Source organism: Leptospira hartskeerlii, assembly GCF_002811475.1.
Taxonomy (GTDB): domain Bacteria; phylum Spirochaetota; class Leptospiria; order Leptospirales; family Leptospiraceae; genus Leptospira_B; species Leptospira_B hartskeerlii.
The window spans coordinates 116,969-132,443 of sequence record NZ_NPDL01000004.1; the positions used below are offsets into that span (position 1 = coordinate 116,969).

The 15,475-nt window shown below is 39.8% G+C and carries 11 protein-coding genes; 5 read left to right on the forward strand and 6 right to left on the reverse strand.

The annotated features are described in order from the left end of the window. Positions 1-34: 34 nt before the first annotated feature. On the forward strand, positions 35-565 hold the full coding sequence (dcd, locus tag CH352_RS08325; protein WP_100704845.1) for a dCTP deaminase: 531 nt from the start codon (positions 35-37) through the stop codon (positions 563-565). 4 nt (positions 566-569) lie between these two features. Here dcd and CH352_RS08330 read toward each other — a convergent pair whose 3' ends face one another. The 3 genes from CH352_RS08330 to CH352_RS08340 all read right to left on the reverse strand — a co-directional run bounded on the left by CH352_RS08330 (position 570) and on the right by CH352_RS08340 (position 8,002). Then, entirely contained in the window at positions 570-3,767 is a 3,198-nt protein-coding gene (locus CH352_RS08330) for a SpoIIE family protein phosphatase (RefSeq protein WP_100704846.1), read from the reverse strand. Between the two features lie 126 nt (positions 3,768-3,893). Beyond that, positions 3,894-4,820 (reverse strand): M1 aminopeptidase family protein, encoded by a 927-nt coding sequence (locus CH352_RS08335; RefSeq protein WP_100704847.1) that lies wholly within the window; start codon positions 4,818-4,820, stop codon positions 3,894-3,896. Then, on the reverse strand, positions 4,817-8,002 hold the full coding sequence (locus tag CH352_RS08340) for a SpoIIE family protein phosphatase (protein WP_100704848.1): 3,186 nt from the start codon (positions 8,000-8,002) through the stop codon (positions 4,817-4,819). The genes CH352_RS08335 and CH352_RS08340 overlap by 4 nt, the downstream gene beginning before the upstream one ends. Positions 8,003-8,187: 185 nt before the next feature. Here CH352_RS08340 and CH352_RS08345 point away from each other — a divergent pair, with 185 nt between their 5' ends. Together CH352_RS08345 and CH352_RS08350 are read left to right on the forward strand one after the other, a co-directional pair. Continuing rightward, the gene (locus CH352_RS08345; protein ID WP_100704849.1) at positions 8,188-9,501 is read left to right on the forward strand and encodes a dicarboxylate/amino acid:cation symporter; all 1,314 of its coding nucleotides are present in this window, start codon (positions 8,188-8,190) and stop codon (positions 9,499-9,501) included. Positions 9,502-9,510: 9 nt separating this feature from the next. Further along, complete coding sequence (locus tag CH352_RS08350; protein ID WP_100704850.1) at positions 9,511-10,824, forward strand: MATE family efflux transporter; 1,314 nt, start codon at positions 9,511-9,513, stop codon at positions 10,822-10,824. Here the strand turns inward: CH352_RS08350 and CH352_RS08355 are convergent. Next, complete coding sequence (locus CH352_RS08355) at positions 10,817-12,262, reverse strand: Vgb family protein (protein ID WP_100705268.1); 1,446 nt, start codon at positions 12,260-12,262, stop codon at positions 10,817-10,819. The genes CH352_RS08350 and CH352_RS08355 overlap by 8 nt on opposite strands. Beyond that, positions 12,259-13,203, reverse strand: coding sequence for a site-2 protease family protein (locus tag CH352_RS08360; RefSeq protein ID WP_100704851.1), 945 nt, complete (start codon positions 13,201-13,203; stop codon positions 12,259-12,261). Before CH352_RS08360 ends, CH352_RS08355 begins: the two co-directional genes overlap by 4 nt. 150 nt (positions 13,204-13,353) lie before the next feature. Between CH352_RS08360 and cysE the strand changes: the two genes are divergently transcribed. Continuing rightward, positions 13,354-14,067: a serine O-acetyltransferase gene (gene cysE, locus CH352_RS08365; RefSeq protein WP_100704852.1), complete on the forward strand. Its 714-nt coding sequence runs from the start codon at positions 13,354-13,356 to the stop codon at positions 14,065-14,067. Between the two features lie 86 nt (positions 14,068-14,153). After that, positions 14,154-14,420, forward strand: coding sequence for a hypothetical protein (locus CH352_RS08370; RefSeq protein ID WP_100704853.1), 267 nt, complete (start codon positions 14,154-14,156; stop codon positions 14,418-14,420). A gap of 55 nt (positions 14,421-14,475) precedes the next feature. On the opposite strand, the gene mpl36 is transcribed toward CH352_RS08370, so the two are convergent. Beyond that, positions 14,476-15,378: an RlpA family plasminogen-binding lipoprotein MPL36 gene (gene mpl36 / locus CH352_RS08375; protein WP_100704854.1), complete on the reverse strand. Its 903-nt coding sequence runs from the start codon at positions 15,376-15,378 to the stop codon at positions 14,476-14,478. Positions 15,379-15,475 lie beyond the last annotated feature (97 nt).

Here is a 15,475-nt window from a genome sequence, read left to right on the forward strand (position 1 = left end):
GAAAATAGGCAAAACAAGGAAGCTGGAATACGAAATGATTCTAACGGGTAAGGAAATTAAAAAAAGATTAGAGAAGGACATCATCATAGAACCTTACTCCGACGATAGATTAAATCCAAACTCTTATAATCTAAGGCTTCATAACGAATTAGTTCGTTATACAGAAAGTCCATTGGATATGAAAAAATCCAATCCCTCCGAAAATCTAATTATCCCTGATTCAGGACTACTCTTACAACCAGGAGTCCTTTATCTAGGCAGAACTCTAGAATACACTGAAACACATAACCTCGTCCCAATGTTAGAAGGCCGTTCTTCTATAGGCAGATTAGGAATGTATGTGCACGTGACTGCTGGGTTCGGGGATGTAGGATTTAAAGGATTCTGGACTCTCGAAATTTCGGTCATCCAACCTTTAGTCATCTATCCAAATGTGGAAATTTGTCAGATCTTCTATCATACTGTAGAAGGTGAGATCACTGAATACAAATCGGGCAAATACCAAGGCAATAAAGGGATCCAGACCTCTATGTTATATAAGGATTTTGAGAACGGAAAATATTAAACTTCTATAAAGAAGCTTTTCTGTCTCTTTCGATCAGTCTTACTAATTTCTGAGCATTCTCATCTTCCGGGTCCTTCTCCAAAGCCAAATGGGCATACTCCAAGGCCAAGTCAAATTGTTCCGTCTGACGATATAGATCGGAAAGATTGATCAGGTTCATGGAATTGTCCGGTTGGAGTTCCTCCATCCTTTTTGCGGCTAGGATGGCTTCGTCCATTCTTCCGATCCTGCGATTTGCTAAAGAAAGATAATACCAGTATTCTACTAAATCTGGATCGGCTCCGAGATACTTATTCAGAACCTCAACAGCCTTACCGTAATTTTTACCTTTAAAGCTAAGAAGTCCGAGTAGTTTAGTCACCTTCGTATTCTGAGGATCGGATTTGTACAGACCTTCAAGTGCACCAAGAGCCTCGCTCAAACGGCCTCCCATATAATCTTCTTTTGCTTTTTTATAGATGAATTTCCAATCAAATGGATCTGAGATCTCATCATCTTTTCCGTCTCTTTCCGGAGAAGCTACGGGAGAATATTCCACTCTAAGAAGAGAAAGGTCATCGGTTAACTCTCCGACCTTTAGTACTTCTTCTTCTATTCTTTCCAGATCACCTTGGCCTTTTTCCACCATTTGTAAGAAGAGCATCTCATCTTCATTAATTGTGCGGACTTCTTTTTCAGGGGTGAGATCCAAGTCATCTTTACCGTCGGAACCTACGATCAATACGTCACCAGGTTCCAATCTTCCGGAATGGACCTTGAACTCGTATTCTGAATCTAGTCCTATCTTTCTAAGAGTCAGTCCAGTTTCTAAGAAACCTGCTCTTCCATCTCTATACATTACGGAGAATGGGTGCTCCGCATTAAAATACCAGAATTTACCTGTCTCGTCTTCAACGACGATAAACGTTCCAGAGATCACCATCGATCCGTTGAATGATTTAAAAACGGACTGCATCTCTTTATAAATTTCGGTTAAAAATTCGGAAGGAGTGGTATCTAACACTCTATCGTTTGCAGCAGATCTTGCAAGAATGGAGTTAACCACAACTCCCATCACAAGAGAGCCTCCTGCTCCTTGCATGGACTTACCCATTGCATCTCCGTTCATCGCGAAAGTATAACGTTTATAATCGTTTTCCTTTCCAAGACGAAGATTCCCTGTTACACAAAGATCTCCACCTAAGTCAGCATGTTTGCCTTTGAACTCGAATTGTTTCTTTTGGCGAAGAATAAAATTAGTGCTTACCTTTGAAGATTTGTTCGCATTATAAAAAAGCGGTTTAGCGAGTAGTGAAGTTAAGAAATAGTCACCATCTTGCTGTACCTTAAGACGTTGGAGCTCCTCTATCTTTTCAGAAAGTTCTCTGGTTCTTTCTCTTACCTTAGTTGCTAAATGTTCGGCGTAATCTTCGAGTTCTCCTCTTGCTTTTCGGATGGAAGTCACCATACTATTGAATGAGTCGGATAAGAATCCGATCTCATCCTTTAAGTCTACTTTCACTTCAACATCCAAAGCACCTAAGTTTACTTTTTCCACCCCGGACAATAGCCTATTTAACGGGGAAACTAAACTTTGTCGGAAGAAAAGAGGAAACACGAAGAATACCACAACCAGAACTAAGCCCAAGATCAGAGTCTGTTTTGCTGCAGTTGGATGCATAAATTCTCTATACTTGCGGTAAGAATAACCTACTTCACTGACCAAATCCTTCTTCACATCGTAATGAATATAAGTTACGAAATGTTGGTGTTCATCCAAACTTTTTCTGTAATGTCGATATAATGCAGGTTGGAATGGACGGAAATATAAAAGTACTTCTGCCTTTAAATGCCCGATGAGTAGATCTTTTTCATCGAAAGTGCAAGTCCCATCCTTCTCTTTCCATTTTTGAAGAAGATGTTCTTTGAACGGAATGACTCCTTTGTTCCCGACCCCTTTCAGATAATTTCTACCGTCTATGCAGAATTCTTTAGGGAAAATATAATCCAGCTTGTTTGATGTTACGAAGACTGCGGTATTTAATGTATTTAGGTGATCGAATAATTTTGTTTTTAATTCTTTTCCTTCCAGATTCGGATTATCATCCAAAAACTTCAGGATAGAAGATCTATATCCACTGAAATATTCATGAGTATCTTTCAGTATTTTTTTAACGGAGTTCCTAAAACCTTCTTCCGCTAAAAGTTTCATATGTTCAAAGATGATCGTATTTTTAAAGTCTATCTCTAATTGAGGAAGTCTTAAGTCGTATTGATTATCGTAGCGAGAATAATCCACATTTTTGGATCCCCCTTCCCACTGAACGATATATAACATCTCAGGGATCTGCTTTCCGCCTTCAAGTGCCCTTGACATATTCACAATACTTTTGGTATCGTATTCAGCTTCTTTATCTTGATTGGAGATAAAAACCAAAGCTTGCATGATCAACATCAATGTCACAAAAGTGATCCCTACGATTTTGACCATAAAGGTGGTTTTTTCTTCACTAAAGTTTAAGAAGGTTACCAGGATCAAAAAGATCCCTAATGTCATCAAAAGAACAATAGAAGTTAAATAAGTAGAACGTTCAATCCAGCCGTCTCGACTGAGAATATTTGTAAGCGCAGGAACCACACCGCCGGCAAGTAGCGCGGTCATAAAACCGCCGAGCGCAAAGCGAACTCTTCCCTTAGTTTTAGTCATTCTATAGATCGGAAGGATCAAGAAGGAGATCAAAACGAATAGGCCGATCAAAACAGCAATAATGGAAGAAGCCTTTTCCGCATTAAAGTCCCAATGGTGAGCCGTGAAGTGATATTTCCTAGGAGAAGTAAGAGTAATATAATAAAAATATGAAATTCCGATCGCTGCAACTGTATACATTCCGATCGTAAGATTTCGGTTCATTTTGGGATTAGCATGTCCAGGATAACGCGCTAAAAATTGACCCAAGTGAATGAGCGCAGGTAAAATAAATCCGACAGTCAACCATCTATGATAAGCAGCGATCGGGTTGTATAAGAATGCCGCGAAAAAATATCCTGAACAAAAGAAGGAGAAAAACAAAGCTCCTAATGCAAGATGCATTGTGCTTGAAGATTTTTCTTTCAAGAAGAGGAAGAATAAGGAAGTACAGAAGAAAGCTAAAATAGATAGCAAACTTCCGAAAGAATAATAGTTCAGCAGAACATCGTTTTGTAAGATTGAAAAAATTTCCATGCAAGCAAAAAGGAAAAGCTCTTATAAATGGATTATATTAAAGCTGGAACCGATCAGATCAAATCAAAAAAGAAATTCGTTTAGAATTCACTATTTTGTATAACGAATGCAATATAAAAATCAAGCTTAAAGTTTTTCTATCTCTTGGATTTTCATAAAAGAGTTGGGAGGATAAGCACTGTAAGGTCCAACTTCCACCCAACCTTGTAGGATCTTATTCCAATCTTTTCTCTGCACCTTATTCAAAATTTTAAAAACTAGTTCAGTGCTCAGTATTTCAGAAGAAGCCACCTGCTTTAGAAAGGATTTGTAACCTTCATAGCCCAGCTCTTTGTGAATGATAAACTGAGTACGAACCGACTTAGAGTAAAACCATGGCCCCAAACTAGGATTGGAAAGATGAAAATCCTTGGAAAGAGGAGGATCGTTCTTGGGGATCGCCTCGCCAAGACTCCATTCTTCTGTAACTGATTGAAGCTCGTCAGCGTCCAGTTTAAGATAACCTCTTTTGGACAAAAGATAAGGCAGGTAAGAAACGATCCCTTCGCTTAACCAAGAAGGTTCCGTAAAGTAATAATGTCCCAACTCGTGTAAAAGTAATGCAGGATAACCGGGAGGCACCAGACCCAATTCCATAAAGATCCCGAGTTCCTTTCCTAATTCACCGGATACATTATTGTATCCTCCTACTCTGGTCCCGTTCAAAAAAACCGTGTCTTTTAATACCAATCGTATCTTATCTTTTTCGGAAGAAGGAAGAGATTTGAATATTGGAGAAGAAGCCTGGTGGAAAGGAATCCCAAGATAAGACTCGTATGCATCTAAGATCTTTTTTGTTTTATCGAAAGCGTATTTGTCCCATTCTTTTAGTTCGGTCTCGTTCCGGACCGCTAATCGAATTTCTCCTCCTTTTAATTTAAAGGAGAAGTTTGATTCATTTGTTTTAGTGGACTTCTTATTTTGAGAAAGAATAGGAAGAACAAAAAGAAAGAATGCGGAAAGTATTCCAATCCGCAGCCATAAAGTAAACGTAGAGAGAAAACCGTCTATCAACGGTCTCTCTCTATCAAACGGATCAGTTTATGAGCGTTTTCGTTCCCCGGTTCTTTTTGTAATACTTTTCGAGCATATTCTTCCGCTTTATCGTACATTTCCATTAAACGATAGATATCGGAAAGATTGATCATATTGGAGATATTATTAGGATCGATTTCCAAAAGTTTCAGACTCGCAGTCAAGGCTTGGTCATACTTACCCATCTTCTTATTCGCAATAGAAAGATAGAACCAATACTCATGAAGATCCGGATCAGTTCCAAGATAGTTATTTAAAACTTCTACGGCAGTGTTATAATCTTTGCCTTTAAAACTTAGAAGTCCCAAAAGTTTGTTCAATCTTTGGTTAGCACTATCGTGCATATAGCCTGTTTTCAGAAGTTCTAATGCTTCATCCAAACGTCCGGTTTTATACATCTTCTTGGCATCTTCGTAAACCGAATCTGTATTTAATGCTTTGTCTATATGATCGGAGGATTCGAAAATTTCTTCGATCTCGTCGCTCTTAGGTTCTCCCTGAAATTCTATCTTGAGAAGAGAAAGGTCATCTGTGAGTTCCCCGGTTTTACGGATCTCAGTTTCAATATCTTCTAGATTTGCTTTTGCAGTTTCTACATGTCGTAAGAACAACATCTCGTCTTCGTTGATAGTGCGAATCGTCTCTTCTGGAGTTAGATCCACATCGTCTCTACCGTCCGAGCCAAGAATAATAATATCACCTTTTTTGAGTTGGAAACTTCTTACCTTAAATTCAAATTCTGAATCTAGACCTAATTTTCTGAGAGTCAGTCCATCTTCGATAAAACTTGCCTTTCCATCTCTATATAGTACTGAGTAAGGGTGCTCTGCATTGAAGTACCAACACACTCCGGTTTCATCCTCTATCAGATAAAGAGAAGCTGAGATCACCATCGATCCGTTGAACGATTTGAATACCGCATGGATCTCGTTGTAAATTTCAGTCAGCCATTGCTCAGGAGTAGCATCCAAAATCCTATTATTTGCAGCGGAACGTGCAAGAATGGAATTCATAACAACTCCCATTACCAATGCCCCACCGGCACCCTGCATGGATTTACCCATGGCGTCTCCGTTCATGGAAAGAGTATAACGTTTGAATGAATCAGGACGTCCTAATCTGAGATTTCCCGTTACACAAATATCCCCGCCCAGATCGGAATGTTTTCCTCTGAACTCGAATTGTTTCTTTTGACGAATGATAAAATCCGTAGAAACCAATTTGGATTTATTCGCGTTATAAAAGAGAGGTTTCGCTAATAAGGAAGTTAAGAAATAGTCCCCGTCCTGCTGCACTTTGAGACGTTGGACTTCCTCCATCTTCTCCTGAACTTCCCTGGTTCTTTCTCGAACTTTTTCTTCCAGGTTTTCTGCGTAATCTTGTAGTTCTCTTCTAGCTTGTTTGATAGAAGCCACCATCGCGTTGAACGAGTCTGCTAAGAATCCAATCTCATCGCGGACTTTGACTGGAACCACTACGTCCAGATCGCCCTTGTTTACCTTTTCCACCCCTGAAAGAAGACTATTTAAAGGATCTACTAAGCTGTTCTTAAAGAAGAGAGGAAACAATGCGAGAACGATAAAGATCACCGCGAGCAAGATCCCGGTCTGTTTCACTGCAGTTGGGTGCATAAATTCTCTATATAATCTGTAAGAGAATCCAACCTCACTCATCTGCTGTTTTTCAGGTTGGAATTTCATGAAGGCAACGTAATGCCCTGTTCCATCCTGGCTTCTTCTGTAGTGGCGGGTTTCGCTCGGCTTAAAATATCTGAAGTATCTTAAAACTTCGGAACGGATCTGTCCTTGATCTAAGTCCTTTCCATCCCAAAGACAGTCTTCCGACCAATGAGAGAAAATTTCTTCCTTAAAGCCGAACTCAGAATCCCCTAAAGCATTTACGAAGTCTCTTCCCTTCTTACAGAAAGATCCCCCTACAATCGCTTCTAATCGGTTCGTAGCAACGAAAGCTCTTTTATTCCATTGCTCTGCATTTTCTAAGATCAGTTTTTTAAGCTCTGCGTCGGAAAGATCCTGTTTTTCTCCCAATAACTTTTGGATAAAACGTTTATAACCGCCGAAGTATGTATGAGTTCGATCGAGGATAGAATTTAAGGATTTTCTAAATCCTTCTTCCTTTAGATTGCGGATCTCTTCGTAAGTAGTGACATTCTGTAAGTCAGCCTCTATCTCTTTGAGGTTCAACTCTTTGTTAGAATCATACTCCGAAGAATCCAAACTTTCCTTAGAATCATCCCAATGGAAAGCATACTCTATATCGCCTGATTTGACACCATTCTCCAAAGCTCTTTCGATATTCACCATACGCAAACTATCGTATTCCGCGTCTTTTTCCTGGCTGGAGATATAGACAAGAGCCTGCATGATCAAACAGATCGTAAAGAGTGTGATCCCCACGATCTTGACCATGAAGGTAGTTCGTTCCGCACTATTATTGATAAATGCGATTACTAAGAATGAAAACGCAGTTAAGAATAGAATTACGTTCGAAGTCATGTACGTAGAACGTTCCATCACTCCGTCTCGGCTGAGAATATTTGATATATTCGGATAAATTGCCGCGATCAAGAACCCTATGTTAAACATGAGAAGAGCGATCCTTCTCTTATCTTTGGTGATCACAACTCTCCATGTAGGAACGATTATAAAACCTACGATGGAGAATATTCCGATTACTAACGCAAGATAACGACTGGCATCAAATGCATTGAAGTCCCAATGATGCGCAGTGAAGTGATAGATCTTCTCTGAAATATAAGTGAAGTAAATAAATAAACTTACAGTAATCGCCGAAACCGAATGTTCCGCCATCAAAACCAATTTTGCTATACGTTGGTTACTATTTCCGGGAAACCTAAGTAAGAATTGGGTGAAATGAGCAAGGGCAAATAGAATGAATCCGCCGGTCATCCAACGATGATATGCTGCAATAGGATGATATAAGAATGCCGCTAAGAAATATCCAGTCTCGAATATACCTAATAGCATAAAGCCAATCCCAAGGTGAGTGGTAGCTATGGTCCTATTCTTTAAGGTAAGAAAGAAAATTCCGAGGAATATGGTGGTCAAAGTGACCAATAAACTTCCAAACGAATAATAATTAAAAAGGACTAGGTCCCAAGAAATTGGATTTAACCCCATAAACTCCTGTAGGCACTCGGACGCCGATGATCGAAACTGACTTCAAACCGAATCTTTTATTTTTAGTTTACCGGTTCCGGAATACATCTTCGGAACTGGTAAAAAATCGGCTAAAGCCTTCACTATCATTTTGAAAAGGGAAAAATCAATAGAAAAATAAGAATGTGACTCCTATTCTGTCGAGTATGTCCGATTCTAAGTCGAACCGAAACCTTCCGAATGCTATTAAGTTTCTTCCTTTCGAGAAACTCTGGTTCAGAGTTCTGTTAGGTTTGGTATCCGGACTTTTAGTAGGTCTATATCTAAGTCCCGAAAATTCGTTGGTAGCCCAAGAATATTCTAAGCCGATCATTTCTTGGCTAGGGCTTCCTGGTCATTTTTTCCTAATCCTATTGCAGATTATCATGATCCCTTTGGTCTTTTGTTCCATTGTCCTAGGGATACATGCAGGCGAAACTCTGGAGAATCTCAAAAGTTTCGGATTAAAGGCATTCTTATACTTCATATTTACCACAATAATAGCCGTATCTATCGGAATAATCTTAGCAAGCACGATCAAACCCGGAAGTTTTGTAGATCCGGCCGGGATCCCAAGAGTGCAGGTCCCGAGCAAAATCACAGAAACCTCTGGTACTGTTTCTGTAGATAAAGTCCCTGAGCTAATACTATCAGTTCTTCCTAGGAACCCATTCCAAACGTTTGCAAATGGAGATATGTTGGGAGTAGTTTTACTCGCTCTATTAGTTGGGATCGCTATTCTTTCAATAGAGCAGCAAAGTGCAGCGAACGTTCTGCCTGTATTCCAAGCTATATTCAAAACAAGTATGATATTCGTACAATGGGCCATGAAGATCGCACCTTTTGCCGTCTTCGGACTCATCGCTCAGATTACTGCAAAGATAGGACTCAAAGTATTATTAAGTCTTGGAGTTTATTTTCTAACTGTACTAGGCGGATTAGTTTTAGTTCTGATCATGTATTCGATCATACTGATTCTTGTAACAAGAAAGAGCCCTATTTGGTTTTTTAAACAAGCAGGAGAAGTGCAGCTACTCGCATTCTCCACTTCCAGTTCCGCAGCAGTTCTTCCCTTTTCCTTAAAGACAGGGATCGAAAAGATGGGGGTCTCCCGAAAGATTGCAGAGTTTATTCTGCCCTTGGGAGCCACAGTAAATATGGACGGTACTGCACTTTACCAAGCGGTTGCCACAGTATTCTTAGCTCAAGTTTATGGAATAGAATTAACTGCAACTAATCTTACATTTGTGCTCATCGCAACTGTGGTAGCTTCTATCGGAACTCCAAGTACTCCAGGACTTGGGATCGTAATTCTCGCATCTATTTTGGCCGGTGTAGGAGTTCCAACAGAAGGAATCGGAATTATCTTAGGAGTGGATCGTATTTTGGATATGTGCAGAACCACTGTGAACGTCACCGGGGATTTAGTTGCCTGTAATGTTTTTCAAAGTATAGAAGATAAGAAACGACCGAGTACTTGAGTTTTCTTTTTGGAAAAAAAATTTCTCACTCTAACATTTTTCAATATAGTCGCGAACCTAACAGTTCCACTTACAAGCTTTGCTGATATTGCAGTGCTTGGCCAATTGGAATCCCATACGTATGTTGCAGGGGTCGCATTATCCAACGTACTATTCGATTATTTGTTCTGGGGCTTTTCTTTTTTAAGAATGAGCACAACCGGTCTAACTGCACAGGCGGAAGGAAACGAAAATAACAAAGAATCCTTTCAGATACTCTTAAGATCATTATTACTCGGCCTTGGGATCGGTGTTCTAATTCTTCTTGCTAAAACTTATTTAGAAGAATTTGGATTTTCTGTTTTAGAAGGGGAGAAGGATGTAAAATCCGCAGGAGGAGAATATTTTAAGTCTAGGATCATCAGCGCACCCGCAACTCTCTGCAATTTCGTACTCACAGGTTGGTTTTTAGGAAGATCCAAAAGTGCTACTGTCTTAGTAGCAACAGTCATCGCAAACGTAGTTAATATCGGGTTGAATATTTGGTTCATTCTATTTTTAGATTGGAGAGCTTACGGAGCAGGGATTGCAACTTCCATTAGCCAATATCTAATGTGTGCATTCTTCCTCGTTTTATTATTGAAAGAGAAGGACCGCTTCTTGCAAGTCTATCATGAGATCCAAATCTTTTCCCTAAAAGGGTATATCTCTCTGCTCTCCTTAAACTCGGATATAATGATCCGGACCTTACTTCTGATCACCACATTCAGTTTATTTAGAAATTACAGCTCCGGTTTAGGTTCCGAGACCTTGGCTGCAAATGCAATCCTTCACCAATTGATCTTGATCGGAGCATTTTGGATAGATGGCGCAGCAATCGCAATGGAAACGGTTGCAGGGAATCTAAAAGGAAATAATAACTCGGAAGGCTTGCGAAAGATCCTAAAAATGGCGATCGTTTCAGGGTTCGGGATTTCTTTGCTCTTTTGTATTTTGATCCTTCTACCTTCCGGATTCTTATTTGAATTATTCAGTAAATCCAAACCAGTTGTGACTCTTGCAAAAGAATACGGTTATTGGATAGCTCCCGTTCTCATCTTTGGATCTTTTGCATTCATATTCGATGGTTTCTTCTTAGGAATTTCAGAAGGAAAGATACTCCGAAATTCAATGATCATAAGTTCTATCATATTTTTCTTTCCGGTCGCTTATTGGGGAAAGATCCAAAACAGCAATCATATACTTTGGTTTTCGCTCTCTTTGTATATGTTAGGAAGAGCGATTACACTTGGAGTCGTCGCTTACAAAAGATACTTTTTAACCAGACAAGAATCTTTCAGTTAGAAGAAAGATCCGTACCTTTAGGAAGAAGTGTAACTTCTATCTCCGCAGGAATTGGTTTCCAAATTTCGGAATCCTTTGCCTTGAATAAAATAGGAGAAGGTAAAGCGGCCCAAGCCTCACTACGAAATAGATCCACCATATCTTCTGCTTTTTGGTAAGCACGAGAAGATTCTATCTTCTCCGGTTTTACACTAGCCAACGGTACCCATCCAAAACTCGGAATATAAATGTCCAAGGTATCCTTAAAAGAAGGATTTGAATTTCCATTAAATACTAGACTTTTCACAGGGCGAACAGGCAGACCCGAATCTAGTAGAGACTTTTTCAGACCATCCCAATCAGAACGGAATAATCTCGCGTCGAAAATTTTATCTAAGAAAAAATTCCCTGTCTTCTCTTTTACGGAAACCCGGTTTTTAGTGAATGCGGCAAGGTCAATGGGAATCTCTTCCTTCTTCTTTAAAAAATCGTCCAGAACGTAGTATCTGACGTTAGTCGTTCTTGCTTCGAAATGGTATTCTAAAGTTTGGGGACCTTTAGGATCGTCTATCCCTAACTTTTTGGAAAGAGCACGAACCCCCATTACCATATCCCCTTTAAATTTAGGATCTTTGGTTTTTAGATTTCGAATCCTCTGGTGTTCCGTTGTAGGAGGGGGGAGAAGACCCAAAACTCCACCTACTAGAGTTGTTTCATCCAAAGAATATTTGATCTTCACATTGATGAGATAAGTGGCCTCTCCGGAAGCAAGGAATCGATCCGTTTCTACAAAGGAGATCTTTTTTACTTCTCTAGTAGTGCGATCCACGACGTAGATCCTGCTTCCAAGAATTGCAATACCGCGAATATCTTTAGAAGGAGAACGAATAGATCCTGTGATTTTTCCGCTAGTAGGATCATATCTATACACATTCCCATCGGAAGAATCTGTAATCCAAAGACTGTCTCGCGCAAAACAGATATCTTTTGGTTCAGATCTATCAGTTAAGAATCCACCGAAAAAACTTTGGGTGCCCTTATCATAAACGGAGACTTTTCCGGTATCCGAATCCAGGATATATAGATAATTTTGAAAGTTCGCGATCCCACCTATCTTGTCTATCGGGACCTGTATTCTTTCAGTAACTCCACCGGTATTCGGTTCAACTTTCAGAACGACCCTTTTGCTTGCTACGAAAAGTTTACCTTCTCTCGGATCGAAGTTTAGCCCTGCAATAAATGGAATTCCTAAATTGAAAGCTTCTTGTCTTCCGCTTGGATCTACACGAATGATCGCTCTTCGTTTGCTATCGGCGAACCAAAAATTTGTCCCGTCGTAAGAAAGACCGTAAGGGTTATCGGTCAATTGTATGTCTACGTCACCTTCTTCTTGCGAATGGACAGACAGGGAAATTACTAGAAAGATAAGGATAAAAATTTGAAAGATCAGTTTTCTCATTTTGAAAATACTTCGAGTAGAATTTTCCAAAGATCTTCTCCTAAACTGCTCTTAGCTCCGGAAGAGGATACAACAGTGATCGGAGAGATTGGAAAAATAAGCAGGAAGGATAATAGCATACTCCAGCCAAATATCTTTCTAAATTTACCGATTGGATAAGAAGCATCCGGAATAAAAGGATGTTCTACTCTGATAAAGTAATAGATGAGCAATCCCCATAAGATCCACGAATAATTCCAAAGTGAGAGCAAAAGAAATGCGGAGAACAAATAGTGGATCCACTTTCTGTAACCTTCTCCTGCTAATGAGTAAACTACATGCCCTCCATCTAATTGACCGAAAGGTAAAAGATTTAATGCGGTGATCAGTAACCCGACCCATCCTGCAAATGCAAGTGGGTTGTATTCTACCGTAAATAGTGAAGAATCGAAAGGACCTAAAATTTTCTGGGATAAAATATAAGTAAGAATGCTATCTCCAAAATGAATGTCCATCAATCCCGGATGAGCTTGTAATACTGTGGTTCTTTCTGCGAGAGAGACGAGTTGAGAATTATATAATCCGATAACAATACAAGGGACAGAAAGTATAAGACTCATGGCTGGTCCCCAAATCCCAATATCGAATAATTGGATTTTGTTTCGAATTGGTTCCTTTATACGAATGACTGCTCCCATGGTCCCAACAGGAGAAAATGGAACCGGCAAAAAGTAAGGAAGAGTTGTTTTGATCCCATAATATCTAGCCGCGAAGTAATGCCCCATCTCATGGCAAAAAAGAATTCCAAGAAGAGAGATAGAATAAGGGGTTCTGACCCAAAAGATCTCCGAAATTGTCGCAGAGTTTAAATATGGAATCCTGAATATATCGTCCTGAAAGGTTAAGGTAAAAAAAGTCAGAACGAAAAGAAGTATGTTCCATCCGTAAGACGATCTGTTCAATTTTTTAGACCGTTTTCCTTTAGATTCCGACTCAGGTCCTCTCTCAAAATGATTCCTCCTTTACATACCGGCGCACAGTTTCAGGTTTATTCATAAGTAAATATAACATTACTCTTCTATCGACCGTCAAAGAAGAACCGGGATAAACATTTGTTCGAAAACATCAAAGCAATTAAAAAAAATGATCCGGCAGCTAAATCCTATTTGGAAGTCATTCTCTGTTATCCGGGTTTACACGCGCTTTGGTTCCATTCCCTGGCACACTCCTTATATAAGATCAAAATTCCTTTATTTCCCAGGATCATCAATACTTTCGCACGATTTTTGACTGGGATAGACATTCATCCGGGAGCAAAAATTGAACCCGGGATTTTTATTGATCATGGCCAAGGCGTCGTTATCGGCGAGACCGCAGAAGTAGCGAAAGGTTGTCTCATTCTGCAAGGCGTTACCCTGGGAGGAACAGGTAAAGAAAGTGGCAAAAGGCATCCCACGTTAAAAGAGAATGTGGTAGTTGGAGCCGGAGCAAAAATTTTAGGAAATATAGTCATCGAACATAATGTTCGGATCGGTGCCGGTTCCGTAGTACTCAGAGATGTCCCCGCAGATTGTACGGTTGTTGGAGTTCCTGGAAAAGTAGTCCGTTCCAAAGTGGATTTTGGAAAGGAAGGAGAAAGAATGCTGGACCACGGAGAACTTCCGGACCCTGTCGCAAGAGTTTTCTCCATTCTGGTCGAAAAGATTGATACCTTACAAAAAGAAGTGAACGAACTATACGCAAAATCCAATCTCAAAGAGAAAAAATCTCCCCCAAAAAACAAAGATGATGAGCTAAACGAGTTCATCCACGGCGGCGGGATCTAAATTTCGGAAAGATTTTTTTTGACAAACTGACCTTCTTCCAAATCCTTTAGGTTATATTCGTTAGCCGCCTTTGCGGCCGAGGGTTTATGAAGTCGAAAATAAGGGCCTTTTTTCTAGTTTGTTTTTCTACAATCCTACTCTATTCATTTTCAGATTGTGGACTCTTAGTAAATCATGAAGATCTTTGCGCAGAAGATCTGAAAAATTACGACGATTGCTTTACTATTATGTTAATTGCAGACCCTGCGTGCGGACAAGGGACAGGCACCTGTCTTCCTGCTTATGTTCAATTAGCCAAAACACTTTGTGCGAGCAGAATGAAGGTCAAAGGGTGTAGAGCACACCGAAACTAAATAAAAAAGCCTCCGATAGTCGGAGGCTTTTTCTTTCAGAGACCGAATTAGAGTTTTATTTTTTAGGAATAAAACAATCCACTCCGTCTTCTTTCAATTTAGATTTTAGAAGGTCCGCTTTTGCTCGATCCATAAAATCACCCATTTGAAGAACGAACATACCGTCTCTTTCGAAAAGATATACTTTCTCTCCATATTCTGCAGAAAGATTTTTTCTATAATCTTCAGCAAGTCTGCTGTTTCTAAAAACTCCCACTTGGACTGTTTGTCCTTTAGGAGCTCCCTTCACTAATGGAGCAGGAGTCACAGCTTTCTTAGGAGTTAATCTTTCAGGTTTGTTTTCTTTTAGAAGAGCTTCTTCGTCTTCAAGACCTTCCATGTCTTCAGACTCTCCTGCTCCCCCTTTGCTAACTACAGTGAGACCAACTCTTGCAATTCCTACATCTTTGAATTCCAAGTTCTCAGCTGCTTTTTCAGATAGATCTATAATCCGATCTTTTACGAAAGGTCCGCGATCGTTTACTTTTACTAAAACTTCTTTATCGTTTTCCAGATTTTTCACTCGAACCACTGAACCTAATGGAAGGCTTGGGTGAGCTGCAGTCAGTTTTGTTTTGTCAAAAATTTCTCCGCTCGCCGTTGGCTTACCGTGAAATTTAGGACCATACCAGGAAGAATATCCGACCTCGTCGAAATCTCCCGTAGAACCTGATTGTTGTCTGGAAGGAGTAGTGGCTTTTACCGGTTTATTATCCGCAAGAAGATCATCCAATCCTCTGGAAGCGGAAGAGTTCTTAGCCAGAACCAAATCTCTTTTGGACTCTTGGTCCATTGGAACGATTTCTTTTTCAAAAAATATTTCGGAAGGATCTCCGGACGCGCTAATACTTCTTCTGGTTTCGGAAGAAGCGCAAGCGGTAACAGTTATCAATGCGAAGATAGCGGCTATCTGTTTCATTTCGGACCTCTGTCTTTCTATATTATATTTTCGGAGATTTTTACATTTTACCTGAAGTTTTTTTCAGGTTGTTTTCTTGGGAATTTTAGTCGATATT

Coding starts and splice junctions, on each gene's coding strand:
- dcd (WP_100704845.1), top strand. CDS start 35: ATGATTCTAACGGGTAAGGAAATTAAAAAAAGATTAGAGAAGGACATC.
- CH352_RS08330 (WP_100704846.1), bottom strand. CDS start 3,767: ATGGAAATTTTTTCAATCTTACAAAACGATGTTCTGCTGAACTATTAT.
- CH352_RS08340 (WP_100704848.1), bottom strand. CDS start 8,002: ATGGGGTTAAATCCAATTTCTTGGGACCTAGTCCTTTTTAATTATTAT.
- CH352_RS08345 (WP_100704849.1), top strand. CDS start 8,188: ATGTCCGATTCTAAGTCGAACCGAAACCTTCCGAATGCTATTAAGTTT.
- CH352_RS08355 (WP_100705268.1), bottom strand. CDS start 12,262: ATGAGAAAACTGATCTTTCAAATTTTTATCCTTATCTTTCTAGTAATT.
- CH352_RS08370 (WP_100704853.1), top strand. CDS start 14,154: ATGAAGTCGAAAATAAGGGCCTTTTTTCTAGTTTGTTTTTCTACAATC.
- mpl36 (WP_100704854.1), bottom strand. CDS start 15,378: ATGAAACAGATAGCCGCTATCTTCGCATTGATAACTGTTACCGCTTGC.